Annotated in this window: 21 protein-coding genes; 7 read left to right on the top strand and 14 right to left on the bottom strand. The window is 72.3% G+C overall.

The annotated features are described in order from the left end of the window. Window positions 1–7: 7 nt before the first annotated feature. The 4 genes from zwf to ACFQQL_RS10845 all read right to left on the bottom strand — a co-directional run bounded on the left by zwf (window position 8) and on the right by ACFQQL_RS10845 (window position 4,072). Window positions 8–1,450 (bottom strand): glucose-6-phosphate dehydrogenase, encoded by a 1,443-nt coding sequence (gene zwf, locus ACFQQL_RS10830; protein WP_382394187.1) that lies wholly within the window; start codon window positions 1,448–1,450, stop codon window positions 8–10. 80 nt (window positions 1,451–1,530) lie between these two features. Beyond that, on the bottom strand, window positions 1,531–2,160 hold the full coding sequence (locus ACFQQL_RS10835; protein ID WP_382394189.1) for a DUF998 domain-containing protein: 630 nt from the start codon (window positions 2,158–2,160) through the stop codon (window positions 1,531–1,533). Window position 2,161: 1 nt separating this feature from the next. Continuing rightward, entirely contained in the window at window positions 2,162–3,253 is a 1,092-nt protein-coding gene (locus ACFQQL_RS10840; RefSeq protein WP_382394191.1) for an LOG family protein, read from the bottom strand. A 54-nt stretch (window positions 3,254–3,307) separates the two neighbouring features. Continuing rightward, on the bottom strand, window positions 3,308–4,072 hold the full coding sequence (locus ACFQQL_RS10845) for a maleylpyruvate isomerase family mycothiol-dependent enzyme (protein ID WP_382394193.1): 765 nt from the start codon (window positions 4,070–4,072) through the stop codon (window positions 3,308–3,310). A 143-nt stretch (window positions 4,073–4,215) separates the two neighbouring features. Here ACFQQL_RS10845 and ACFQQL_RS10850 point away from each other — a divergent pair, with 143 nt between their 5' ends. Further along, window positions 4,216–4,770, top strand: a complete 555-nt coding sequence (locus tag ACFQQL_RS10850) for a flavin reductase family protein (RefSeq protein ID WP_382394195.1) — start codon at window positions 4,216–4,218, stop codon at window positions 4,768–4,770. 8 nt (window positions 4,771–4,778) lie between these two features. On the opposite strand, the gene ACFQQL_RS10855 is transcribed toward ACFQQL_RS10850, so the two are convergent. From ACFQQL_RS10855 to ACFQQL_RS10870, 4 genes are all read right to left on the bottom strand, one after another. Beyond that, window positions 4,779–5,048 (bottom strand): hypothetical protein, encoded by a 270-nt coding sequence (locus tag ACFQQL_RS10855; RefSeq protein ID WP_382394197.1) that lies wholly within the window; start codon window positions 5,046–5,048, stop codon window positions 4,779–4,781. Window positions 5,049–5,106: 58 nt separating this feature from the next. Then, on the bottom strand, window positions 5,107–6,138 hold the full coding sequence (locus ACFQQL_RS10860; protein ID WP_382394199.1) for a trypsin-like peptidase domain-containing protein: 1,032 nt from the start codon (window positions 6,136–6,138) through the stop codon (window positions 5,107–5,109). 52 nt (window positions 6,139–6,190) lie between these two features. Further along, entirely contained in the window at window positions 6,191–7,156 is a 966-nt protein-coding gene (locus ACFQQL_RS10865) for a DMT family transporter (protein ID WP_382394201.1), read from the bottom strand. A 105-nt stretch (window positions 7,157–7,261) separates the two neighbouring features. Further along, complete coding sequence (locus ACFQQL_RS10870; protein WP_382394203.1) at window positions 7,262–7,681, bottom strand: ChaB family protein; 420 nt, start codon at window positions 7,679–7,681, stop codon at window positions 7,262–7,264. A 111-nt stretch (window positions 7,682–7,792) separates the two neighbouring features. On the opposite strand from ACFQQL_RS10870, the gene ACFQQL_RS10875 reads away from it, so the two are divergent. Next, window positions 7,793–8,287 (top strand): GNAT family N-acetyltransferase, encoded by a 495-nt coding sequence (locus tag ACFQQL_RS10875; RefSeq protein WP_382394205.1) that lies wholly within the window; start codon window positions 7,793–7,795, stop codon window positions 8,285–8,287. A 41-nt stretch (window positions 8,288–8,328) separates the two neighbouring features. Here ACFQQL_RS10875 and ACFQQL_RS10880 read toward each other — a convergent pair whose 3' ends face one another. From ACFQQL_RS10880 to ACFQQL_RS10900, 5 genes are all read right to left on the bottom strand, one after another. Beyond that, complete coding sequence (locus tag ACFQQL_RS10880) at window positions 8,329–9,105, bottom strand: HpcH/HpaI aldolase family protein (RefSeq protein WP_382394207.1); 777 nt, start codon at window positions 9,103–9,105, stop codon at window positions 8,329–8,331. Then, a complete protein-coding gene (locus tag ACFQQL_RS10885; RefSeq protein WP_382394209.1) occupies window positions 9,090–9,887 on the bottom strand; it encodes a fumarylacetoacetate hydrolase family protein in 798 nt (265 codons plus the stop codon). Before ACFQQL_RS10885 ends, ACFQQL_RS10880 begins: the two co-directional genes overlap by 16 nt. Before the next feature lie 10 nt (window positions 9,888–9,897). After that, a complete protein-coding gene (hpaD, locus tag ACFQQL_RS10890; RefSeq protein ID WP_382394211.1) occupies window positions 9,898–10,989 on the bottom strand; it encodes a 3,4-dihydroxyphenylacetate 2,3-dioxygenase in 1,092 nt (363 codons plus the stop codon). A 29-nt stretch (window positions 10,990–11,018) separates the two neighbouring features. Beyond that, complete coding sequence (gene hpaE / locus ACFQQL_RS10895) at window positions 11,019–12,536, bottom strand: 5-carboxymethyl-2-hydroxymuconate semialdehyde dehydrogenase (RefSeq protein WP_382394213.1); 1,518 nt, start codon at window positions 12,534–12,536, stop codon at window positions 11,019–11,021. Between the two features lie 75 nt (window positions 12,537–12,611). Continuing rightward, on the bottom strand, window positions 12,612–14,144 hold the full coding sequence (locus ACFQQL_RS10900; protein WP_382394215.1) for a fumarylacetoacetate hydrolase family protein: 1,533 nt from the start codon (window positions 14,142–14,144) through the stop codon (window positions 12,612–12,614). A 152-nt stretch (window positions 14,145–14,296) separates the two neighbouring features. Between ACFQQL_RS10900 and ACFQQL_RS10905 the strand changes: the two genes are divergently transcribed. From ACFQQL_RS10905 to ACFQQL_RS10915, 3 genes are all read left to right on the top strand, one after another. Beyond that, on the top strand, window positions 14,297–15,697 hold the full coding sequence (locus tag ACFQQL_RS10905) for an MFS transporter (protein WP_382394217.1): 1,401 nt from the start codon (window positions 14,297–14,299) through the stop codon (window positions 15,695–15,697). Between the two features lie 12 nt (window positions 15,698–15,709). Beyond that, entirely contained in the window at window positions 15,710–17,644 is a 1,935-nt protein-coding gene (locus tag ACFQQL_RS10910; protein WP_382395364.1) for an FAD-binding monooxygenase, read from the top strand. 146 nt (window positions 17,645–17,790) lie between these two features. Then, window positions 17,791–19,443 (top strand): thiamine pyrophosphate-binding protein, encoded by a 1,653-nt coding sequence (locus ACFQQL_RS10915; RefSeq protein WP_382394219.1) that lies wholly within the window; start codon window positions 17,791–17,793, stop codon window positions 19,441–19,443. 15 nt (window positions 19,444–19,458) lie between these two features. On the opposite strand, the gene ACFQQL_RS10920 is transcribed toward ACFQQL_RS10915, so the two are convergent. Further along, entirely contained in the window at window positions 19,459–20,106 is a 648-nt protein-coding gene (locus tag ACFQQL_RS10920; protein ID WP_382394221.1) for a GntR family transcriptional regulator, read from the bottom strand. Window positions 20,107–20,258: 152 nt separating this feature from the next. Between ACFQQL_RS10920 and ACFQQL_RS10925 the strand changes: the two genes are divergently transcribed. Both ACFQQL_RS10925 and ACFQQL_RS10930 read left to right on the top strand, forming a co-directional pair. Continuing rightward, a complete protein-coding gene (locus tag ACFQQL_RS10925; protein WP_382394223.1) occupies window positions 20,259–20,567 on the top strand; it encodes an EthD family reductase in 309 nt (102 codons plus the stop codon). 29 nt (window positions 20,568–20,596) lie between these two features. Next, window positions 20,597–21,967 carry an aminomethyl transferase family protein gene (locus ACFQQL_RS10930; protein WP_382394225.1) on the top strand — a complete coding sequence of 457 codons (1,371 nt, stop codon included), beginning with the start codon at window positions 20,597–20,599 and terminating at the stop codon, window positions 21,965–21,967. Window positions 21,968–22,003: the final 36 nt, after the last annotated feature.

Genomic DNA, 22,003 nt, shown 5'->3' on the forward strand with positions numbered 1-22,003 from the left:
CACGTCCTCACGCTCCCATCGCGTTCGGGTCCCGCCAGGCGCGTTCGAACGGCAACCGCCACGCGTACGGTGAGACGAGCTGGTGGATCTGGTTCGGACCCCAGCTGCCCTGCCGGTACGGCCGGATGACCGGGGGGTCCTGCAGCAGCGGGGCGGAGACCTCCCAGAGCCGTTCGATGCCCTCGGAGTCGGTGAACAGCGTGTGGTCGCCGCGCGCGGCGTCGTAGATGAGGCGCTCGTAGGCCTCGAGCACGGACCCCGCCCAGCCGGTGTCCGTCATGGCGAACTGCATCGACAGCTTGTCCAGCCGCATCCCCGGCCCAGGTCGCTTGCCGTAGAACGACAGCGACATCCGGGCCCGGTCGGCCAGGTCGAAGGTGAGGTGGTCCGGCCCGTGGTCGCCGACGCCGGAGTTCTTCGGGAACATCGAGCGCGGCGGCTCCTTGAACGCGATCGAGATGATCCGGGCGCTCTCCGCCATGCGCTTGCCGGTGCGCAGGTAGAACGGCACGCCGGCCCAGCGCCAGTTGTCGATGTGGCACTTCAACGCGATGAAGGTCTCGGTCTCCGACTCCGGCGCGACGCCGTCGATGTCGCGGTAGCCGTCGTACTGCCCGCGGACCACCTCGCTGGGCTCGATCGGCACGAGGGACCGGAACACCTTGTTCTTCTCGGCGTTGATCGCCACGGGGGAGAGGTCCGTGGGCGGCTCCATCGCCGTGAACGCCAGCACCTGGAACAGGTGGGTCACCACCATGTCGCGGTAGGCGCCGGTCGACTCGTAGAACGACGCCCGCTGCGCGAGCCCGAGCTCCTCGGGCACGTCGATCTGGATGTGGTCGATGTTGTTCCGGTGCCAGATCGGCTCGAACAGCCCGTTGGCGAACCGGAACGCCAGGATGTTCTGGGCCGCCTCCTTCCCGAGGAAGTGGTCGATCCGGTAGATCTGCGACTCGGTGAAGACCTCGTGCAGCTTCGCGTTGAGGTCGCGGGCGCTCTCGAGGTCGACGCCGAACGGCTTCTCCATGACGATCCGGGCACCGCGCGCGAGGTCGGCCTCGTCGAGCGTGCGCACGACGGCGAGTGCCGCCTTGGGCGGAACCGACAGATAGTGCAGCCGCACGACGTCGGAGCCGTCCCAGTCCGCCTCGGCCTTCTCCACCGCGGCACGCAGCCCTGCCGCGCCCTCGGCCCCCGGTGCCCAGTGCAGGCGCTCGGAGAACTCGGGCCAGCTGTCGGTGTCGCCGTCGTCCCCGGAGTACTCGTGCACGGCCTCCGCGGCGAACTCGCGGAAGGAGTCGGTGGTGTGCTCCTCGAGCGAGGTCCCGATGATCTGGACGTCCTCGAGCAGACCGGTCTGGAAGAGGTGCAGCAACCCGGGCAGCAGCTTCCGCCGCGACAGGTCGCCGGTGGCCCCGAAGAGCACCACGGTCGTTCGCCTGGCGGTCATGTCGTTCACGGTGCCTCCCTGCGTCTCGGTGCCGACGGACCTGGTCCGAAGGTGGCCCGTCTGCCGGCCGCCATGATTCCTCACCCGTCGAGCCCCGGCAGACTCACCGCGTGTCCACCGGCGAGGTGCACGAACGTCCACGCGAGCCAGGCCCACGCGGTGATGATCGTGGCGCGCTGGACCAGTCCTGTCCGGGGCCAGTCCTCGGTCCACGCGCGGGTGAAGAGGTGGTTGAGGACGAGCAGCAGCACGCCGACCGCCGCCGACCCGATACGCCAGGCGGCGCCGTCCAGGACGAGCGCACCGACGAACGCCGACACCGGCATGGCCAGGAACACGACGGCGCCCGCCGCGTCGTGGAGCTGGTGGGTGCGGCTGAGCACCTCGGGATCGCCCTCCGGCGTCCCCGGGGGATAGCCCCGCACCGGATCCATGGGGAAGAGGCCGGAGGCGACCAGACCGAGACCGAGGCACCCGACAGGTGCCGCCAGCCAGCCGGCGGAGGTGGCCAGGAGGCCGACGGCGCCGGCGGTCACCAGGGCACCGCACAGCACGAAGTTCACCGCCTGCACCCAGCCGCGCCCGCCCAGGGCCAGCGCGCTCACGGGGTGCCGCACGGGGCGGTAGCCCGGCCGGGTGGCGCCGTCGATCAGGAACGTCAGGACGAAGAGCATCAAGCCGGCAGCGCCGAGCCAGAGGAGGGCGGTCACGTCATGTCGCCAGGATCGCCGGGACGTCGGTGACGTCGTCCACGAGGTGGACGTGCGGGCTCATCGACCGACCGTCTGCCAGCGACTGCAGCAGCGGCCACGCGGGCAGCGTCCGGGTCCAGTGCTCACGCCCGACGAGCACCATCGGCGCCACCGAGGAGGCATCGGCGTAGTAGTTCTCGCAGGCGTCCTGGAACAGCTCCTGGACGGTGCCCGCCGCACCGGGGAGGAACACCACGCCCGCCGTGGCGATCTGGAGCAGCACGGCCTCGCGGACCGCGTTGCGGAAGTACTTCGCCACCTGGGTCGCGAAGGCGTTCGGCGGCTCGTGCCCGTAGTGCCAGGTCGGCACGCCGAGCGACTCGGCGCCGTCGGGCCAGCGGGACGTGACCTCGAGCGCTGCGCCCGCCCACTCCGGCACGGACGGGCTGAAGCTCGGCGTGGTCGCGAGCAGGTCCAGCGCGCCGTCCAGGTCCGCGGGGGAGTGGCCCGAGAGGTAGGCGCCGAGGTTGGCCGCCTCCATGGCTCCCGGCCCGCCGCCGGTCGCGACGGTAAGGCCCGCCCGGCTCAGCTCCGCCCCGAGGCGGGCGGCCGCCGTGTACTCCGCGCTGCCGCGCACGACGCCGTGGCCGCCCATCACGCCGACCACGCGGCGGTTCTCGGCCGCGGCGAGGAGGGCGTCGTCGATCGCGTGGTCGTGGAGGGCCTGCGCGAGGGTGAGGTCGAGCGAGCGCGGCTGCCGCGACCAGGCGTAGACCCGTGCGTCGACCGTGGACTCGTACCCGTCCTCGAGCCCCGCGTAGAGCTCCTCGGGTGTGTAGAGCCGCGCCCGGTAGGAGTCCACCGGAGTGCCGGGCACGACCGGGAAGACCAGGGCACCGCGCGCCCGGACACTCTCCTCGTCCGCCGGGTCCATGGTGCAGCCGAGGAACAGCGCCCCGGCCACGTCGAGGGTCCGCAGCGTGCGGCCCTGCCCGCGCAGGTCGAGGGCCTGCAGGTGCCAGCCGGACAGCACCGACGCGCCGGCGGCGACACGCGCCTCGAAGTCTGCGACGGACTCGACCTCGACGGTGCTGCCCTGCCGCGTCCTCACCCGGTCAAACCTACCGGGGCGCCGGCGATCGCGGGCACCGCTCGCGGACGTCGCCTAGTGCCAGGTGACCTGGGCGAGGCCGGCCCAGTCGAGCCCGTCGCCGGTGAGCGGTTCGTCCGTACGGTTCCACAGCCGCAGGTACAGCTCGACGGCGGAGCCGGTCACGGCCCAGTCGGCGTCGCTCTCGCGCCCGCCCGCGTGACGCGTCGTGACCGGTGGCTCGGGTCCGAGCTCGACGAGCCACGACCACGGTGCGTCCCGCGGTGCGACGACGAGCCGCGCCGCGCGCTCCAGCCGGAGGCGCGAACGGCGCCGCGGGAGGAACCCGCCGAGGAGCTCGTCGATGCCGTCGGCCGCGAGCTCCGGCGTGATCCAGTCGACCTCGCCGGTGTCCGGCGGTCGGCCGAGCGCCGCCGCCTGCGCATCCACGGCGTGGATCGTCGTCTCGTGGCACTGCCGTCGCGCCCAGAACGCCCGCGGACGGGGCGCGTCGCGCAGGAAGACCTTCGCCGCGAGGTCGTCCGGCGCGTCCGTGAGCTGCCGGGCGAGCTCGACGGCGCCGTCGCGCAGCCACTCCAGCGGGTCGGCGTGCCGGCGCCCCTCCTCCTCCCACCCTGCCGAGTCGCCGTCGGCGCCACGCAGCTGGGCGGCCGCCCATCGGTGCACCATGCCCTGGTGGGCCAGGAGGTCCCGCACCCGCCAGCCGGGGCAGGTCGGGACCTCCGCGCGCAGGCCGGCCCGGAACGCCTCGGCGGTGAGGGCGAGGACGGCAGCACGCAGACCCTCGAGGTGCTGGGTCACGCTCAGCTCGGTCGGCACCGGTGGATCCTCCTCAGGCTGGTGTGCGGGCGGGCGTTCCTCTCCGGGTGATTCAACCGCACGCCGCCGCGCGGCCTCTCGCCAGGCGAGACAGTCTGGTCGGCCGATGGCACGGTGCGGCGCCGGGCCGTCACCGTGGGGCCATGTCCGCCGCACTCAACGAGGGCCTGCACACCGTGGGTGTGGACGCGCCCGGGCACCCGCAGTCCGTCAGCGCGCGGACGTTCAAGGAGCTGTTCCGGCACCACGCGGCCGGCGTCTGCGTCGTGACGGCGGACCCGGGCGACGGGCCGGTGGGCCTGACCGTGACGTCGCTCGTGACGATCTCGGCGACGCCGCCGCTGCTGGCGTTCTCCCTCTCCGCGGAGTCCTCGGCGACACCGGGACTGCGCCGCGCCGGGTCCGTCGCGGTGCACCTGCTGGCCGCGGGCGACCGTGCGCTCGCGGAACGGTTCGCCACCAGTGGCATCGACCGGTTCGCGCCGCCGACGGCGTGGTCGTGGCTGCCCACGGGCGAGCCGCTGCTGGAGGTCGAGGCGTGGCTGCGCGGGCGGGTGGTGAACCGGATGGACGCCGGCGGTGCCGTGGTGGTCGCCGTCGAGCCCGTGGAGGCCTCGCTCCCGGCGCCGGGGCGCGTGCCGCTCGTGTACCACGACCGCACGTGGCACGGCGTGGACGCCGTCTCGCGGTTGGCGTAGCGGCGGGGTCAGAGAGCCTCGATCGTCCCGGTCACACGGACCCGGACGGGGACGCCGGACACCTCCGCGGGGATGTCGGCCCGTGCCTCGGACGAGACGACGTTGACCAGCACGCACCACTGGTCGGCCTCGGTGCCCCCGGGAGTGCCGTCGTCGGCCGCCGGCCGTGGCCGGCCCGCGGGTGCCGGGGCGATGCCGAGGCCCGTCACGCCGTCGGCGGCGGCCAGGGCCTCCCGCAGCGCCCGCTTGGCCGCGCGGGCCTCTTCCATGGTGGCCACGGCGATCACCTCCGACGCCCATTGTGCGCCTCCTGGGCGGCACCGGGGCGTGCGGGCCTCACGCGGTCGCGAGACGCACGCCCAGGACCTCGAGCACCGTGCCGATCGGGTTGACGTACGTCAGACCCGTGCCGTTCGGCCCGCCGGTCTCGGAGCCGGCGAACAGCAGGCCGACCGCCACGCCGTCCTCCCGGTAGACCAGGGATCCGGAGTCCCCACCCTGTGAGAACGGGCCGGCTCCGGTGGACTCGACCTCGATCTGGTCGTCGAAGCTGATGGTGCCGAGCTCTCCGTAGCCGACCACGACGTCGTCCAGCTCGACGGCCGAGACCCGACCGGTCGTGCTGCCCGTGGTGCGGCCGACCTTCGCGACCTGCTCACCACCGCGTACCTCGGCGGTCTCGCTGATCGGGCCCACGGGGTAGGCGAGGTCGACCTCGGGATCGTCGAGCAGGGCGAGCGCGGCGTCCACCGTGGCCGGCTCGCTCGGGCGGAGCGGCACCATGTCCGCGAGGGCGCCGACGCGGTCCTCCGGTGCCGTGCCGCCGTCGGCGGGACCGGGCTGGAGGATCGCGTCACCGGCTGCGGCGGACGGCGAGCCCGCGAGCACGTGCCAGTTCGACAGCACGAACACCCGGTCCGACCCGTCCCGGGTGACGAAGGCGCCGAGGGTCCCGGCCGTGACATCGGCGTGCGCGATCGACACGCCGGGCCGCAACGGACGGACCCGGCCCGTCTCGCCCTGGGCGGGCTCTGCGGGCAGGGCGGCACCGGACCACGGTCCATCCGCCAGGCTGAGGATCCGGCCGGTGCGGCGCACGTCGGCGTCCGGGCCCGCCTCGACCGCGACCTGCTCCGCGACCGCGGCCGCTCCGGCGACGTCCATCCGGTACCGGACCGCGATGCCGTAGTCGTCATCGGCGCGCGGCGCGAGGCCGATCGCGAGGGTGGGGGCGTTGAGGACGTCCTCGGCCGTGACGCCCTCCTGGCCGTAGCTGCTCGCACGCAGGGCGACACCCTGCGCCTCGGCGAGCTCCCACGCCAGACGCGCGAGCCGCTGCTTGATCGTGCGTGCCTCGTCCCGGTGCATGTGAGGAGTGTGACCGAGGCCACCCACACGCGCAGCCGATCAGGTGCCGCGGTCAGCCACCACCGCCTCCACCACCGCCCGCGGCGGGCACGGGCTCGGCCTGCGGGCGCCGTCGTCGCAGCAGCCTGACGTGGCCCTGGCCGACGACGATCCCGGCGATGACGATCAGCGCGCCGATCGGCTGGTTGATCGTCAGCGCCTCGCCGAGGACGAGCACCCCCAGCAGGACACCGACCAGCGGCGTGAGGTAGGTGACGGTCGAGGCCAGCGCCGCGCCCCAGGCCCGCACCACCTCCGGGTTCCACGCGTAGGCGATGCCGGTGCTCAGCGCGCCGAGGGCGAGCATGGAGCCGACGATGGACGGACTGAGGGTGACCGGGTCGCTGGCCAGGAACGGTGCGAGCAGCACCATGATGACGGCGGCGCTGCCCACCTGGGTGGCGGCGATCGTGACGCCGTCGACGTCCGGCCGGCCGGAGACGAACCGGCGCATGTACACGAACGCCATGCCGTAGCAGGTCGTCGCCCCGAGCGCGGCGAGCTGCGCGAGGTAGTAGTGCTGGTCGACCGGGCCGCCGGCCAGCCGCCACGGCGCGGCCACGACGACGACCCCGACGCCTGCGAGCACGAGGGCCAGGGACCGCACGGGGGTCAGCCGCTCGGCCGGCAGCACGACCAGGCCGACCAGCATCGTCATGATCGGGGTGGTGGCGTTGTAGATGCTCGACAGGCCCGAGGGAATGTGCTGGCCGGCCCAGGCGAAGAGCAGGAACGGCACCACGCACAGCAGCACGCCGAGCACGACCGCGTGGCCCAGCAGCCGAGGGTCGCGGGGCCAGCGCCGACGGGTGACGGTCATGATGGCCGCCAGCGTCAGCGCCCCGATCACGATCCGGCCCAGCACCACCTGGGCGGGGGAGAGCCCGTCCAGGCTGACCCGGATGAACAGGAAGCTGGCGCCCCACATGAGGGCGAGCCCGAGGTACTTCGGAAGGGTGCGCGACCGGACGTCGGTCATGGCATGCCCGGAGAGGTCATGCGTTCATGGTCCGACCGCGCCGAAGCGCCGAGCAAGCGGAATCCGGACAGGGTGCCGGAACATCCCGCCAGCCCTGCCCGGGACTCAGCGCTTGGCTCGGGTCTTGCTCGCGTTGGCCTTCTTGATCGCCTTCACCAGCTCGCTCTTGCTCATCGTGGACCGGCCCGGCACGTCCAGCTTCTTCGCGACGTCGTACAGGTGCGCCTTCGAGGCGTTCGCGTCGACACCGCTCGCGCTGGTGCCCCGTGGGTTCCGGCCGCCGCTCTTGGCGCGGCTGTCGGACGGACCGGCCTTCTTCTTCGGCTCCCAGTGGTCGCCGACCTTCTCGTGCGTGTGCTTGAGCGCGGAGTACGCGGCGCGGTGCGCCCGCTGACCCTCGCCGTAGGTCTCGACCGCGGAGTCGTGCGCCTTGGTGAACGTCCGCTGCGCCTTCTTGTCCGACTTCTTCAGCGTGCTGGGCAGCTCGCTCTTCTTCGGCTTCCCGCTCTTGGTGGTCTTCGGCATCGTGCGGATCCCTCCTCGGGTACGGGTTCGGTACCCAGGGTGGAGCGGTTCCCGGGTGGGCGCATCCCGAGAACCCGGCACGGGGCCGTGGGCCCGGAGTACGTTCGGTGCGTGGTCGACCGTCCCGCCTTCGCCGTCCGGGCACCGACGCCGGACGACGCCGCCGCGATGGCCGAGGTGCACAACACCGGATGGCGCGAGACCTACCACCAGCTCCCGCCACGGTTCTACGACGACGCCGCGCTCGAGCGGCGCCGGCAGACCTGGCACCGGACGCTCACGGAGCCCCGGCCCGGCCGCACGGTCCGCGTCGGCGCGGTGGCGGGCTCCGTCGTCGGGATCGCGATGTCCGGACCGCCGCTCAGCGGCCACCCGGTGCGCGACCTCGAGCTCTACGCGCTGTACGTCCTCGCCGCACACCACGGCACCGGCGTCGGGCAGGCGTTGCTCGACGCGGTCCTGGGGGAGGAACCGGCCCAGCTGTGGGTGGCCGAGGACAACCCGCGGGCGCGGGCCTTCTACGCCCGTAACGGCTTCCGGCCCGACGGCGCACGGAAGGTCGACGCAGGCCTGGACGACCTCGCCGAGGTGCGTCTGGTCAGGTGAGGGGTTGCGCCCGCCTCCCGCACGGATGCCGCCCGCGCCGCTCAGTCCGGGATGTAGGTCCGGGCCAGCTGCTCCGAGCCGCGGGCGAGCAGCGCGACGTCGGCGCCCACCAGCACGTAGGCGGCGCCCGCGTCCGTGTAGGCCTGGGCGGCCGCCGGATCGAAGGCGTTGACGCCGGCCGGCTTGCCCGCCGCGGTGATGTCCGTCAGTGCCGTGGTCGCGGCGGCCACCACGTCCGGGTGGGTCTGCTGACCGAGCAGGCCCATGGAGGCGGCGAGGTCGCTGGGGCCGACGAAGACCCCGTCGATGCCGTCCACCGCCGCGATCTCACCGGCCTGGCGCACCGCCTCGACCGACTCGACCTGGACGAACACCGACACGTGCTCGGCGCCGTGCGGCAGGTACCCCTCGACCCGGTTCCACCGCGCCGACCGCGCCAGGCCGCTGCCCACGCCGCGGACACCTGCCGGCGGGTACTGCGCCATCGCGGCCACCTCGCGGGCGTGCTCCGGCGAGGAGACCATCGGCACGAGGATGTTCTGCGCGCCGAGGTCGAGCACCTGCTTCATGACGACCGTCTCGCCGACCGGCACCCGCACCATCGGGGTGGCCGGGTATCCGGAGACGGCGTGGAGCTGGGCGAGCACGGACTCCAGCCCGTTCGGCGCGTGCTCCATGTCGATGAGCACCCAGTCCAGCCCGGAGCCGGCCATGATCTCGGCGGCGACCGGCGAGCCGGAGCAGATCCACCCTCCGAAGAGGGTGCGGTCCGCCTCGGCGAGGCGCTCGCGGAAGGTCGGGGTCAGACGAAGCGGCATGCGATGGTCCCCATCGGTCCGTAGTCGGCCAGCACGGTGTCACCCGGCTCCACCCACATCGGGCGGGTGAAGGAGCCGGCAAGGACGATCTCGCCGGCCTCGAGGCGGTCGCCGTGCGCAGCCAGCTTGTTCGCCAGCCACACGACGCCGGACGCCGGGTGGTTGAGCACCGCCGCGGCGACGCCGGACTCCTCGATCGTCTCGTTGCGGTACAGCAGCGCGGAGACCCAGCGCAGGTCCACGGCGTCGGGTGCGGTCGGGTTGCCGCCGTGGACCATCGCGCCCATCGCCGCGTTGTCCGCGATGGTGTCGACGATCGTGCGGCCCGTCATCTCGATCCGGCTGGAGAGGATCTCCAGGGCGGGCACCACGTACTCGGTCGCGCGCAGCACGTCGAAGACGGTCGCGCCGCCACCGTCCGCGCCGCCGTCGACCGCGTCCCGCAGGACGAACGCCAGCTCCACCTCGATCCGCACGTTGGAGAACCGGGCGTGCTCGATGACCGAGCCGTTCTCGAAGACCATGTCCTCGAAGATGGCGCCGTAGTCCGGCTCGGTGATGCCGGTGGCGGCCTGCATGACCTTGGACGTCAGCCCGATCTTCCGGCCCACCGGCCGTCGACCGGACTCGATGCCGCGGCGGCGCCACGTGTTCTGCACCGCGTAGGAGTCCTCGATGGTCATCTCGGGGTGGCGGGCGGTCAGCAGCGGGACGGTGCTCCGGTCCCGCTCCGCCGCCGCCAGCTCGTCCGCGATCGCGGTGATCTGCTCCGGTCCCAGCACGGCCACCACCCTAGAGCTGCTCGCCGAGCTTGTACTCGCCCTGCTTCCAGGACGGGAGCTCGCCGTCGTCCTCCTTGCGCGTGTAGGAGAAGCCGTCCGCGCCCACGGTCACGTCCATCTCCCGCTCGTCGGTGCGCTCGGTGAGCGGCTGCGGGTTGCCGTCCAGGTCGAGCACGAGGGAGGCCTCGGTGTACCAGCTCGGCACCACCGGGTTGCCCCACCAGTCGCGGCGCTGGTTGTCGTGCACGTCCCAGGTGACCACCGGGTTGTCCGGGTCGCCGGTGTAGTAGTCCTGCGTGTAGATCTCCACCCGGTGGCCGTCCGGGTCGCGCAGGTACAGGTAGAACGCGTTCGAGACGCCGTGCCGGCCCGGCCCACGCTCGATGCGGTCGGACATCCGCAGCGCGCCGAGCTTGTCGCAGATCGCGATGATGTTGTGCTTCTCGTGGGTGTTGAACGCGATGTGGTGCAGCCGCGGACCGTCACCGCCGGTCATGGCGGTGTCGTGCACGGTCGGCTTGCGACGCATCCAGGCGGCGTAGACGGTGCCGTTCTCGTCCTGGATGTCCTCGGTGGTGCGGAAGCCGAGGTCGGACATGTACTTCACGGCGCGCGGGACGTCGGGCGTGACCTGGTTGAAGTGGTCGAGACGGACGAGGGCGCCGGGGGTGTAGAGGTCGTAGCGCCACGCGAGCCGCTCGACGTGCTCGACGTCGTAGAAGAACTCGTACGGGAAGCCCAGCGGGTCCTCCACGCGCACCGAGTCACCGACACCGCGGACGAAGCCCTCCGGGCGGCGCTCGACGCGGCAGCCGAGCTCGCGGTAGAACGCCTCGGCCTTGTCCAGCTCCTCCGGGCTGCGCACCCGGTAGGAGAACGCGGCCGCGGCCGCCACCGGGCCCTGCCGGAGCACGAGGTTGTGGTGGATGAACTCCTCGAGGGAGCGCAGGTAGACGCACGTCTCGTCCTCGTAGGTCACCACCAGGTCCAGGACGTCGACGTAGAAGTCACGCGACCGCTTCAGGTCGGTGACGACCAGCTCGAGGTAGGCGCACCGCAGCACGTCGGGCGGGGGAGAGGTGGGGGTGGGGATCTCGCTCATCGTGGGCTCCTCGTCTCGCCTCGAGCTGCTCAGGCCTTGCCGAAGGTCGGGTTGTGGACCTTGCCGAGCGTGATGTGCACGGCCTGCTGGTCGGTGTAGAAGTCGATCGAGCGGTAGCCGCCCTCGTGGCCGAGGCCCGAGGCCTTGACGCCGCCGAACGGGGTGCGCAGGTCACGCACGTTGTTCGAGTTGAGCCACACCATGCCCGCCTCGATCGCCTGGGCGAAGTTGTGGGCGCGCTTGAGGTCGTCCGTCCACACGTAGGCGGCCAGCCCGTACCTGGTGTCGTTCGCCAGCTCCAGGGCCTCGGCGTCGGTGTCGAACGGCGTGATCGCGACCACCGGACCGAAGATCTCCTCCTGGAAGATCCGCGCGTCGGGCGCGACGTCGGCGAAGACGGTGGGGGCGACGAAGTTGCCGGTCTCGAAACCCTCGGGACGGCCCCCGCCGGCGACGAGGCGGCCCTCCTGCTTACCGATCTCGACGTAGCTCATGACCTTCTCGAAGTGCTCCGGGTGCACGAGCGTGCCGACCTCGGTGGCGGGGTCGTGCGGGTAGCCGACCGTGACCCGCTTCGCCTGGGCCGCGTAGCGCTCGACGAACTCGTCGTAGATCTCGCGCTGGACGAGGATGCGGCTGCCGGCGGTGCAGCGCTCGCCGTTGAGGGAGAAGACCCCGAAGATCGTCGCGTCGACCGCGGCCTCGATGTCGGCGTCCGCGAAGACGACGGCGGGGGACTTCCCGCCCAGCTCCATCGACAGGCCCTTCAGGTGCGGGGCGGCGTTGGCGAAGATGAGCTGCCCGGTCCGGGACTCGCCGGTGAAGGAGATCAGTGGGACGTCCGGGTGCTTCACGAGCGCGTCGCCGGCCTCCTCACCGATGCCGTTGACGAGGTTGAACACCCCCTGGGGGACCCCGGCCTCCTCGAAGATGCCGGCCCACAGCGACGCGGAGAGCGGCGTGAACTCGGCGGGCTTGAGCACCACGGTGTTGCCGGTGGCGATCGCCGGGGCGATCTTCCACGACTCGAGCATGAACGGGGTGTTCCACGGGGTGATGAGCCCGGCGACGCCGATCGGCTTGCGGTTGACGTAGTTGATCTGGCGGCCCGGCACCTTGAAGGTGTCGTCGGACTGCGCGACCACGAGGTCGGCGAAGAATCGGAAGTTCTCGGCGGCCCGTCGGGCCTGGCCCAGCGCCTGGGTGATGGGCAGGCCGGAGTCGTAGGACTCCATCTCGGCGAGCTGCTGGTCGCGCGAGGTGACGATGTCGGCGATGCGGTGCAGCACTCGCGAGCGCTCGCGAGGGAGCATGCCCGGCCAGGGGCCTTCCTTGAAGGCCTTGCGCGCGGCGGCAACGGCGCGGTCGACGTCGTCCTTCTTCCCGGCGGCGGCCTGGATGTACACCTCGTTCGTGACGGGGTCGATGACGTCGAACGTCGCCCCGTCGACCGAGTCGACGAGCTCGCCGTCGACGTAGTGCTGGATGCGTTCGGGCAGGCCGGCGGGCGCGGTGCGCTCGGCGGGTCCGGTCACGGTCTCGGTCATCGACTTCCTCCAGTCACTCCTGTACGACCTGTCCGGCGTCCTGACGGACAGTCTCGTCATCGGGGTTCGATCTGCCTACGGGCGGTCGTCGGTGCGCTGCGCCGCCTCGTACCTCTGCCGCCACTCCTCGTTCATCGGGAACAGCCCGTCGACGGCATGGCCCGCCTCGACCTGCTCCGCGATCCAGGCGTCCTCCTGCTCCTGCGCGAGGGCCGCGTCCGCGACCTCCTCGGCCAGGTCCGGCGGGATGACGATGACGCCGTCGTCGTCGCCGACGACGACGTCCCCCGGCAGCACGGCCGCACCGCCGCACGCGACGGCGACGTCGACGTCCCACGGCACGTGCTTGCGGCCCAGGACGGCGGGGTGGCCGCCGCGGCTGAAGACCGGCAGGTCGATCCCGGCGACCACGGCATGGTCCCGGACGCCGCCGTCGGTGACGATCCCGGCGGCGCCGGCGGCCTTGGCCCGCAGGGCGAGGATGTCGCCGAGCGTGCCGGAGCCCGGTTCGCCGCGGGCCTCGATGACGAGGACCTCGCCCTCGCGGACGGCGTCGAAGGCGCGCTTCTGCGCGTTGTACCCGCCCCCGTGGCTGCGGAAGAGATCCTCGCGGTTCGGCAGGAACCGCAGCGTCTTGGCCGTGCCGACGAGCTTGGCGCCGGGCCGGGAGGTCCGCACGCCGTCGACCGCCACGTTGTTCAGGCCGCGCTTGCGCAGCTGCTGGGACAGCCCGGCGACCGGTGCCGCGAGGAGCTTCTCGCGCAGGGCGGGGGAGAGCGTGGCGGGACCGCCGGTCGAGGGGGAGGAGGTGGGGGCCGCTTCCTCGCTCGCGGGCGGCAGCCCGGCCGCCTCCCGGGAGCCCCAGGCTTCCTCCCGCTGCCGGTCGTCGACGCCCGGCAGCGAGCCGAGCGCGGGGTCGAAGTCCCCGCGCCCCTCGACGACGGTGGTGACCAGCCGGCCGGAGCTCGGGGCACCGGGCGCGCCCGGGGCGTCGACCTCGACCTCCACGACGTCGCCCGGCGCGGCGACGGAGGACCCGGCCGGCGTGCCGGTGAGCACGACGTCGCCCGGCTCGAGGGTGAGGTGCTGGGACAGGTCGGCGATGATCTGCGCGAACGGGAAGATGAGGCGGTCGGTCGTGTCGTCCTGGACGAGCTCGCCGCGCAGCCAGGTGCGCACCCGCAGGCCGTCCGGACGCACCTGCCGGGCGTCGATGAGGCCGGGCCCGAGGGGCGTGTAGCCGTCGCGGCCCTTGTTACGCAGGTTGGACCCCTTGTCGGCGGCGCGCAGGTCGTACAGCCCGAAGTCGTTGGCCGCGGTGACCCACCCGATGTGGTCCCACGCCTCCTCGACGGTGACGTACCGCGCCGCGGTGCCGACCACGAGCGCCACCTCGCCCTCGAACGCGAGGAGCTCGGTCCCCGCCGGGCGGTCGATGCTCGAGCCCGTGGCCGCGAGCGAGCTCGCCGGCTTGAGGAAGTAGGAGGGGTGCTCCGGGCGGCGGCCGCGCTGGGCGGCACGCGAGTGGTAGCTGAGGTGGACCGCGACGATCTTTCCCGGCGGGAGCGGGAGGGCCGCCTGGCGGTCAGGTGTCGAGCTGAGTGTCATGGGCGCCGCTGCCTTCCATTCGTACTCGAAATCGTATACCTTCCTGGTGGGGCTCCGCAACGGAGCGTACGGTGCGAGCAGCCCAGCACGGGGTGGGCGTACGGCACGGACGGCGTGCCCACCACCCGGCATCGAGGACAAGGGAGTGAGTGATGTCAGCACCGGGAGGACCCGCCACCCCCGCGGGCGCCACCCCGCGGAGCTCCGACCGCAGACGCGTCGCGTTCGCCACCGTCATCGGCACGACGGTCGAGTGGTACGACTACTTCATCTACGCCTCGGCCGCCGGTCTGGTGTTCGGGCGTCTCTTCTTCGAGCCCGCCGGCCAGGAGTTCGCCACGATCCTGTCGTTCCTCACCGTCGGGATCAGCTTCCTGTTCCGTCCGCTCGGAGCCTTCCTCGCCGGACACTTCGGCGACCGGTACGGCCGTCGGGTGGTGCTCGTCTTCACGCTGATCCTCATGGGCGCCGCGACCTCGCTGATCGGCATCCTGCCGACCCACGCGCAGATCGGCCTCGCCGCACCCGCGCTGCTGCTCCTGCTGCGGATCCTGCAAGGCATCTCCGCCGGTGGCGAGTGGGGCGGCGCGGTCCTCATGGCCGTGGAGTACGCGCCCTCGCACCGCCGCGGGCTGTTCGGCGCGATGCCGCAGATCGGGGTGCCCATCGGCCTGCTGCTGGCCAGCGCCATGATGGCGGTGATGGACCTGCTGTTCCCCGGAGACGCGTTCCTCGAGTGGGGCTGGCGGATCCCGTTCCTCTTCAGCGTGGTGCTCATCGCGGTCGGGTACTGGGTCCGCCGCCGGGTCGAGGAGAGCCCGATCTTCGCCGAGATCGCCGCGCGCAAGGAGCAGACGAAGGCGCCGGTCCCGACGCTGTTCGCCAGGTTCACGCCGCTGGTGCTCTTCGCCGCCTTCGTGTTCGCCGGCAACAACGCGATCGGCTACATGACGACCGGCGGCTACGTGCAGAACTACGCCACGGAGGGACTGGGCCTCGAGCGCGGCCCGGTGCTCTGGGCCGTCACCGCGTCATCCGTGAGCTGGCTGGTCTTCACGTTCGTCGCCGGGTGGCTCAGCGACCACATCGGGCGCCGCACCACCTACCTCATCGGGTACGTGCTGCTCGGCGCCGGGGTGCTCGCGCTGTTCCCGCTGGTCAACACCGCCGAGCTGCCGCTGCTGGCGCTCGCGCTCGTGCTGCTGACGGTCGGGCTGGGGCTGACGTACGGGCCGCAGTCCGCCTGGTACACCGAGCTCTTCCCGTCCTCGGTCCGCTTCTCGGGCGTCTCGATCTCGTACGCGATCGGCGCCGTGCTCGGCGGGGCCTTCTCGCCGGCGATCGCCTCGTGGATCCAGCAGTCGACCGGCTCCTCGACGAACGTCAGCTACTACCTCCTCGGGATGGCGCTCGTCGGGCTCGTCGGCACGCTGCTGCTGCGCGACCGGCGTGGCATCAACCTGCGCCCGACGAACGAGGAGCAGCAGTCACGGGGCATCTACATCTGGGACGATTCCTCCAGCGCGCCGTCCCAGACGTCCACGACGACGTGAGGAGTGAGCACAGTGCAGTTTCATCACCACGGATACGTCTCCGGTGACCCGCGCATCCTCCCGGCGGCGGGCGTGGGCGTCGACCGGCCGGCCGAGCTGCCCGACGAGGTCGACGTCCTGATCGTCGGCACCGGGCCGGCCGGCATGATCGCGGCCGCGCAGCTCGCGCAGTTCCCCGAGGTCGACACCCGGATCGTGGACCGCAGGCCCGGACGCCTCGAGGTCGGCCAGGCCGACGGCATCCAGGCCCGCACGGTGGAGACCTTCCAGGCCTTCGGGTTCGCCCAGCACATCATCGCCGAGGCGTACCGCATCACCGAGATGAACTTCTGGAAGCCTGACCCGCAGCGGCCGACCCACATCGTGCGGACGGCACGCACCCCGGACGACCCGACCGGCATCAGCGAGTTCCCGCACCTCATCGTGAACCAGGCCCGCGTGCTGGACTACTTCGGTGACGTCGCGGCCAACGCGCCGGCCCGGCTCACCCCGGACTACGGCTACGAGTGCGTCGGCGTCGAGGTCGCCGAGGAGGGGGAGCACCCGGTGACCGTGCGCCTGCGCTGCACCGCCGGGGAGCGGGAGGGGCAGGTGCGGACCGTCCGCGCCAAGTACGTCGTCGGGTGCGACGGCGCACGGTCCGCGGTCCGTGAGTCCATCGGCCGCAAGCTCGTCGGGGACAAGGCCAACCACGCCTGGGGGGTGATGGACGTCCTCGCCGTCACCGACTTCCCGGACATCCGCACCAAGTGCGCCATCCAGTCGCACACCGGCGGCTCGATCCTGCTCATCCCGCGGGAGGGCGGGTTCCTGTTCCGGATGTACGTGGACCTCGGCGTGGTCCCGCCGGACGACCAGGGCGCGGTGCGGCGGACCACGATCGACCAGATCGTCGCCAAGGCCAACGCGATCCTCTACCCGTACACCCTCGAGGTGAAGGACGTGGCCTGGCACAGCGTGTACGAGGTGGGCCACCGCCTGACCGACAAGTTCGACGACGTCCCGCACGAGCAGGTCGGCACCCGCACGCCGCGGGTGTTCATCACCGGCGACGCCTGCCACACCCACTCCGCCAAGGCGGGGCAGGGCATGAACGTCTCGATGCAGGACGGCTGGAACATCAGCTGGAAGCTCGGTCACGTGCTCACCGGCCGCAGCCCCGAGTCGCTGCTGGACACCTACTCGGCCGAGCGCCAGGTGGTCGCCCAGAACCTCATCGACTTCGACCGGGAGTGGTCCTCCCTCATGGCCGCGAAGCCGGAGGAGCTCGAGGACCCGACGATCCTCGAGGACTTCTACGTCAAGACCGCCGAGTTCCCGGCCGGGTTCATGACCCAGTACGAGCCCTCGATGATCGTGGCCGACGACAGCCACCAGGAGCTCGCCGGAGGGTTCCCGATCGGGAAGCGCTTCAAGTCCGCGCCCGTGGTGCGGGTCGGGGACACCAACCCGCTGCACCTCGGCCACCACCACCGCGCGGACGGCCGGTGGCGCATCTACGTCTTCGCCGACCGTCCGGCGCCCGGTGAACCCTCGGCGACGGCGGACCTCGCCGCCTGGCTCGCCACGTCACCGGAGTCGCCGGTCGTGGCCTACACGCCCGACGGCGCGGACATCGACGCCTGGTTCGACGTCAAGGTCGTCTACCAGCAGCCGCACCCGGAGGTGGACCTGGGTGCCGTGCCGGAGATCTTCCTGCCGCGGGTGGGTCCGTTCGCGCTCATCGACTACGAGAAGGTGTACGCCACCGACCCCGAGCACGACATCTTCGAGCTGCGCGAGATCGACCGCGGCGGCGCCGTGGTCGTGGTCCGCCCCGACCACTACGTCTCGCACGTGCTGCCGCTGGACGCGCACCAGGAGCTGGCCGCGTTCTTCGCGCAGAGCATGCGGGCCGGCGCGGGGGAGCGCCGCACCGCGCCGAAGCCGCAGGCGACGCCGGCCTAGCGACTCGGACGGGCGGCTAGCATGGGTCCGTCAGCCGGGGCCGGCCCCGGCGGTGCTCGACAAAGGGGTACGTAGCCGCGCAAGCGAGCGAGACACATACGGCCATCAGCACGACCTGTCCGTCCCTGTCTCGAAAGGCCTCGCCCGTGCCCACCGTCGCCGCGCTCGTCGCCCGCACCCTCGCCGCCCACGCCGACCACGTCTTCGGCCTGATGGGGAACGGCAACGCCTATGTCCTGGACGCGCTCGCGCGCGACACGACGGCCACGTTCACCGCGGTGCGGCACGAGGCCGGCGCGGTGGTCGCGGCCGACGCCTACCACCGCGCCTCGGGCCGGCTCGCCGTCGCGACGGCGACCTACGGCGCCGGCTTCACCAACACGCTCACCCCGCTCGCGGAGGCCGTGCAGGCGCGCACGCCGATGGTGCTCGTGGTCGGCGACGAGCCGACGTCCGGACGCCGGCCGTGGGACGTGGACCAGATCGCGCTCGCGGCCGGCGTCGGGGCCCGGACCTACACCGTCGGGCGCACCGACGCGGCCGCGACCACCGCGATCGCCGTCGAGCACGCCCTGACCGGCCGGCGACCGACCGTCCTCGCGATCCCGTACGACGTCGGCGCGCAGGAGGCGGGTCCGGGCGCGCAGGCCCCGCAGCCCAGCCTCCCCGCCCCGCTGGCCCCGACCGACCCGGCCACCCGGGCCGCCATCTCCCGGCTTGCCGACGCGCTGGTCGCGGCCGAGCGGCCGCTGCTGCTGGCCGGCCGCGGCGCCTGGCTCGCCGGTGCCGGTGCGGCGCTCGGCGAGCTGGCCGAGGCCACCGGCGCGATCACCGCCTCGACCGCACTCGGTCGTGGCGTCTTCCCCGACGACCGGTACGACGTCGGCGTCGCCGGCGGCTTCGGCGCCCCGGGCGCGATGGACCTGGTGCGCGAGGCCGACGTCGCCGTCGTGCTCGGGGCGTCCCTCAACCAGTTCACCATGCGGTTCGGCGGGCTCTTCGACGCCGGCACCGCCGTCGCCCAGGTCGACGTGGCGCCGACCGCGACCCACCCACGGGTCGGGACGTACGTGCGCGGCGACGCGGCCCTCGTCGCCGCGGACCTCGCCCGCGAGGTCCGCGCCCGCGGCGGTGCCGGGTCCGGATGGCGCGAACGGGTCGACGTCGGGGCATTGCGTGCCCAGGAGGCGGGGGAGGAGACGGCGCCGGACGGGCGGCTCGACCCGCGCAGCGCCGCGACGGTGATCGGGCGGCTGCTGCCGGAGGACCGCGTCGTCGTGTCCGACGGCGGCCACTTCATCGGGTGGGCGAACATGTACTGGCCGGTCGCCTCGCCGGACCGGATGATCATGGTCGGCACCGCGTACCAGTCGATCGGGCTCGGGTTCCCCAGCGTGGCCGGCGCCGCGGCCGCCCGGCCGCAGGCGACCGTGGTGCTGACCACCGGCGACGGCGGCGGCCTCATGGCGCTCGCCGACCTCGAGACGGCGGTGCGGGTCGCCGGCGGCCGCGGACTCGCCGTCGTCTGGAACGACGCCGCGTACGGCGCGGAGGTCAACCTCTACGGCCTCAAGGGCCTCGCCCAGGAGCCCATGCGCATCCCGGAGGTCAGCTTCGCCGCGCTTGCCTCGGCGGTCGGTGCCGAGGGCGTCGTGGTCCGGGAGCTGGGCGAGCTCGAGCGTCTCCGGGAGTGGGTGGCCACGCCCGTGGCCGAGCGGCGGTTCCTCGTGCTGGACCTGCGGGTGTCCGGGGACGTGGTGGCGCCGTACCAGCGGGAGATCATCCGCGTGAACAGCTGACCCGGCGGCGTTGCGTCAGTTCTCCTGCCGCCGGTCCAGGTACGCGTGCAGCGACCGCAGCCGGTGCTCGCGGACCGCCAGCTCGACCTCGCGGGCGTCGGCGCCGCGCTCGAGCAGCTCGAGGATGCCCTCGTGCTCCTCCACGGACTCCCGCGCCCGCCCGGGCACGAAGCCGAACGTGGACTGGCGGATCTGCGCCAGCCGCCGCCAGCCGCTGTCCACCAGCGCCCGGATCTGCATGTTCGGGCAGCCGTCGGAGAGCGAGCGGTGGAACGCCTCGTTGCGGCGGGTGAAGGTGACCGGGTCGAACTCCTCGAGGCTCTCCCGGAGCCGGACGTTGAGGCGGCGGGCCTCGGCGATCTGCTCGGCGCCGAGGTACGGGACGGCGAAGGCCACCGCCGCGCCCTCCACGACGGCGAGCATCTCGGTCGTCTCACCGAGCTGGCCCGGGTCGATCTCCGCGACACGCGCGCCGACGTTGCGCTCGAACGTCACGACGCCCTCGGCCTCCAGTCGCCGGATGGCCTCCCGAACCGGGACCACGCTGACCCCCAGCTCGCGCGCGATGCTGTCCAGCACGAGCCGGTAACCGGGTCCGTAGGTGCCCGACTCGATGCGCTCGTGCAGGTGGTCGTAGGCGAGCTGCGACTTGCTCGTCGTCATCCGCCTGATCGTATATTGTCCCGGCACTGCCGGTGCGGACGTCCACGGTGGGTGGGTCCTGCGGGTGTGTGGGGAAGGGCGGGACCTGTCGCCGCGACCCCACACAATGGGACCCGTGCGCCCGATCCCGGGCGCCACGACGAGGAGGTCTCGTGCACAAGGTTCTCGTGCTCTACCCGCCGCCGGCCGACCCTGCGGCCTTCGAGCAGCACTACCGGGACGTCCACCTGCCGCTCGTGCGGAAGCTGCCCGACATGCTCGCCCACCGGTTCACCCTCGCGGTCCGCTCCCAGGAGGAGCCGAGCCCGTACTTCGCCGTGTTCGAGGCGGACTTTCCCGACGAGGAGACCTACGTCGCGTCGATGGCCTCCCCTGAGGGGCAGGCCGTCGGCGCAGACGTGCCGAACTACGCGAGCGGTGGTGTCGTCGTCCTGCACTACGACGTCGAGACCACCGACTGACCGACCGACCCCAGGAGGAGCACCGCACCATGCCCAGCAATCTCGAGGAAGCGATCGCCGAGGCAGGCAGCCCGGTCCGGCTGCTGTGGGAGTCGCAGACGCCGCCGTCGGTGGTGCCGCGGGTGGTCCCGGAGTTCCGCAACTGGCGCGACGAGCAGCTCGCCTGGCGCCGGACGGCCGTCATCTACGACCAGTCGCACCACATGGTCGACCTCAACATCTCCGGGCCGGACGCGTTGCGGCTCATCAGCGACCTCGCGGTCAACAGCGTCGAGAACTTCCCAGTCGACAAGGCCAAGCAGTTCGTCGCGGTCAACCACGACGGCTACGTCATCGGCGACAACATCCTGTTCCACCTGGCTGAGGACGAGTACCACGCCGTCGGGATCCCGCCGTCGATCAACTGGCTGCACTACCACGCGGAGACCGGCGGCTACGACGTGCGCATCTGGCGGGACGACAACTCGCTCGTCCGTGCCGGCGACCCCGTGCTCTACCGGTACCAGGTCCAGGGTCCGGGGGCGATGGAGGTCATCCGGGACGCGATCGGCGAGGAGCCGCCGACGCTGAAGTTCTTCGGGATGACGCGGTTCACCATCGGCGGCAAGGAGGTCCGCGCGCTGCGTCACGGCATGGCCGGCGAGCCCGGGTTCGAGATGTTCGGTCCGTGGGCCGACAACGACGCCGTGCACGGCGCGCTGCTCGAGGCGGGGGAGAGGCACGGCCTGGTGCAGGTCGGCGCCCGGGCGTACCACACCAACGCGCTGGAGTCCGGCTGGCTCCCGCGGCCGCTGCCGGCGATCTACACCGGGGAGAAGCTGGCCGACTACCGCCGCTGGCTCGACGAGCGCGCCTACGAGGCCATCTCCCCGCTCGGCGGGAGCTTCCACTCGGAGAACATCGAGGACTACTACGTCACCCCCTACGAGCTCGACTACGGCCGCATCGTGAAGTTCGACCACGACTTCGTCGGGCGCGAGGCGCTGGAGCGGATGGAGGCCGAGGGTCGGACGGACACGCGCCGCAAGGTCACCCTGGTGTGGAACGACGAGGACACCGCCAGGGCTTACGGGTCGATGTTCGGTCCGGGACCGGGCGCGAAGTTCATCAACCTGCCCATGGCGTTGTACGACACCTTCCACTTCGACCGGGTCGAGGCGGACGGTGAGCTGGTCGGCGTCTCCTCCTGGACCGGCTACTCGGCGAACGAGCGGGCGATCCTCTCCCTCGCCGTCGTGGCGCCCGAGCATGCCGAGCCCGGGACCGAGGTGACGCTCGTGTGGGGTGAGGACACGCCGTCGTCCAAGGTGCAGGTGGAGGACCACGTGCAGGTGACGATCCGGGCGACCGTCCAGCCGGCGCCGCTCACGGAGTTCGCCCGCACGACCTACCGGGCGTAGCGGCCGACCTCATGTCCTGACCCCACCCCACCCCGC

Source organism: Georgenia alba (genome assembly GCF_042665525.1).
In the GTDB taxonomy this organism is placed as follows: domain Bacteria; phylum Actinomycetota; class Actinomycetes; order Actinomycetales; family Actinomycetaceae; genus Allobogoriella; species Allobogoriella alba.

Bases quoted from the DNA above. Each gene is read 5' to 3' on its own strand.
- ACFQQL_RS10850 (WP_382394195.1), top strand. From the start codon at position 4,216: ATGTCCGCCGCACTCAACGAGGGCCTGCACACCGTGGGTGTGGACGCG.
- ACFQQL_RS10860 (WP_382394199.1), bottom strand. From the start codon at position 6,138: ATGCACCGGGACGAGGCACGCACGATCAAGCAGCGGCTCGCGCGTCTG.
- ACFQQL_RS10880 (WP_382394207.1), bottom strand. From the start codon at position 9,105: ATGCCGCTTCGTCTGACCCCGACCTTCCGCGAGCGCCTCGCCGAGGCG.
- ACFQQL_RS10870 (WP_382394203.1), bottom strand. From the start codon at position 7,681: ATGCCGAAGACCACCAAGAGCGGGAAGCCGAAGAAGAGCGAGCTGCCC.
- hpaE (WP_382394213.1), bottom strand. From the start codon at position 12,536: ATGACCGAGACCGTGACCGGACCCGCCGAGCGCACCGCGCCCGCCGGC.
- ACFQQL_RS10920 (WP_382394221.1), bottom strand. From the start codon at position 20,106: ATGACGACGAGCAAGTCGCAGCTCGCCTACGACCACCTGCACGAGCGC.
- ACFQQL_RS10930 (WP_382394225.1), top strand. From the start codon at position 20,597: ATGCCCAGCAATCTCGAGGAAGCGATCGCCGAGGCAGGCAGCCCGGTC.
- hpaD (WP_382394211.1), bottom strand. From the start codon at position 10,989: ATGAGCGAGATCCCCACCCCCACCTCTCCCCCGCCCGACGTGCTGCGG.
- zwf (WP_382394187.1), bottom strand. From the start codon at position 1,450: ATGACCGCCAGGCGAACGACCGTGGTGCTCTTCGGGGCCACCGGCGAC.
- ACFQQL_RS10865 (WP_382394201.1), bottom strand. From the start codon at position 7,156: ATGACCGACGTCCGGTCGCGCACCCTTCCGAAGTACCTCGGGCTCGCC.
- ACFQQL_RS10900 (WP_382394215.1), bottom strand. From the start codon at position 14,144: ATGACACTCAGCTCGACACCTGACCGCCAGGCGGCCCTCCCGCTCCCG.
- ACFQQL_RS10905 (WP_382394217.1), top strand. From the start codon at position 14,297: ATGTCAGCACCGGGAGGACCCGCCACCCCCGCGGGCGCCACCCCGCGG.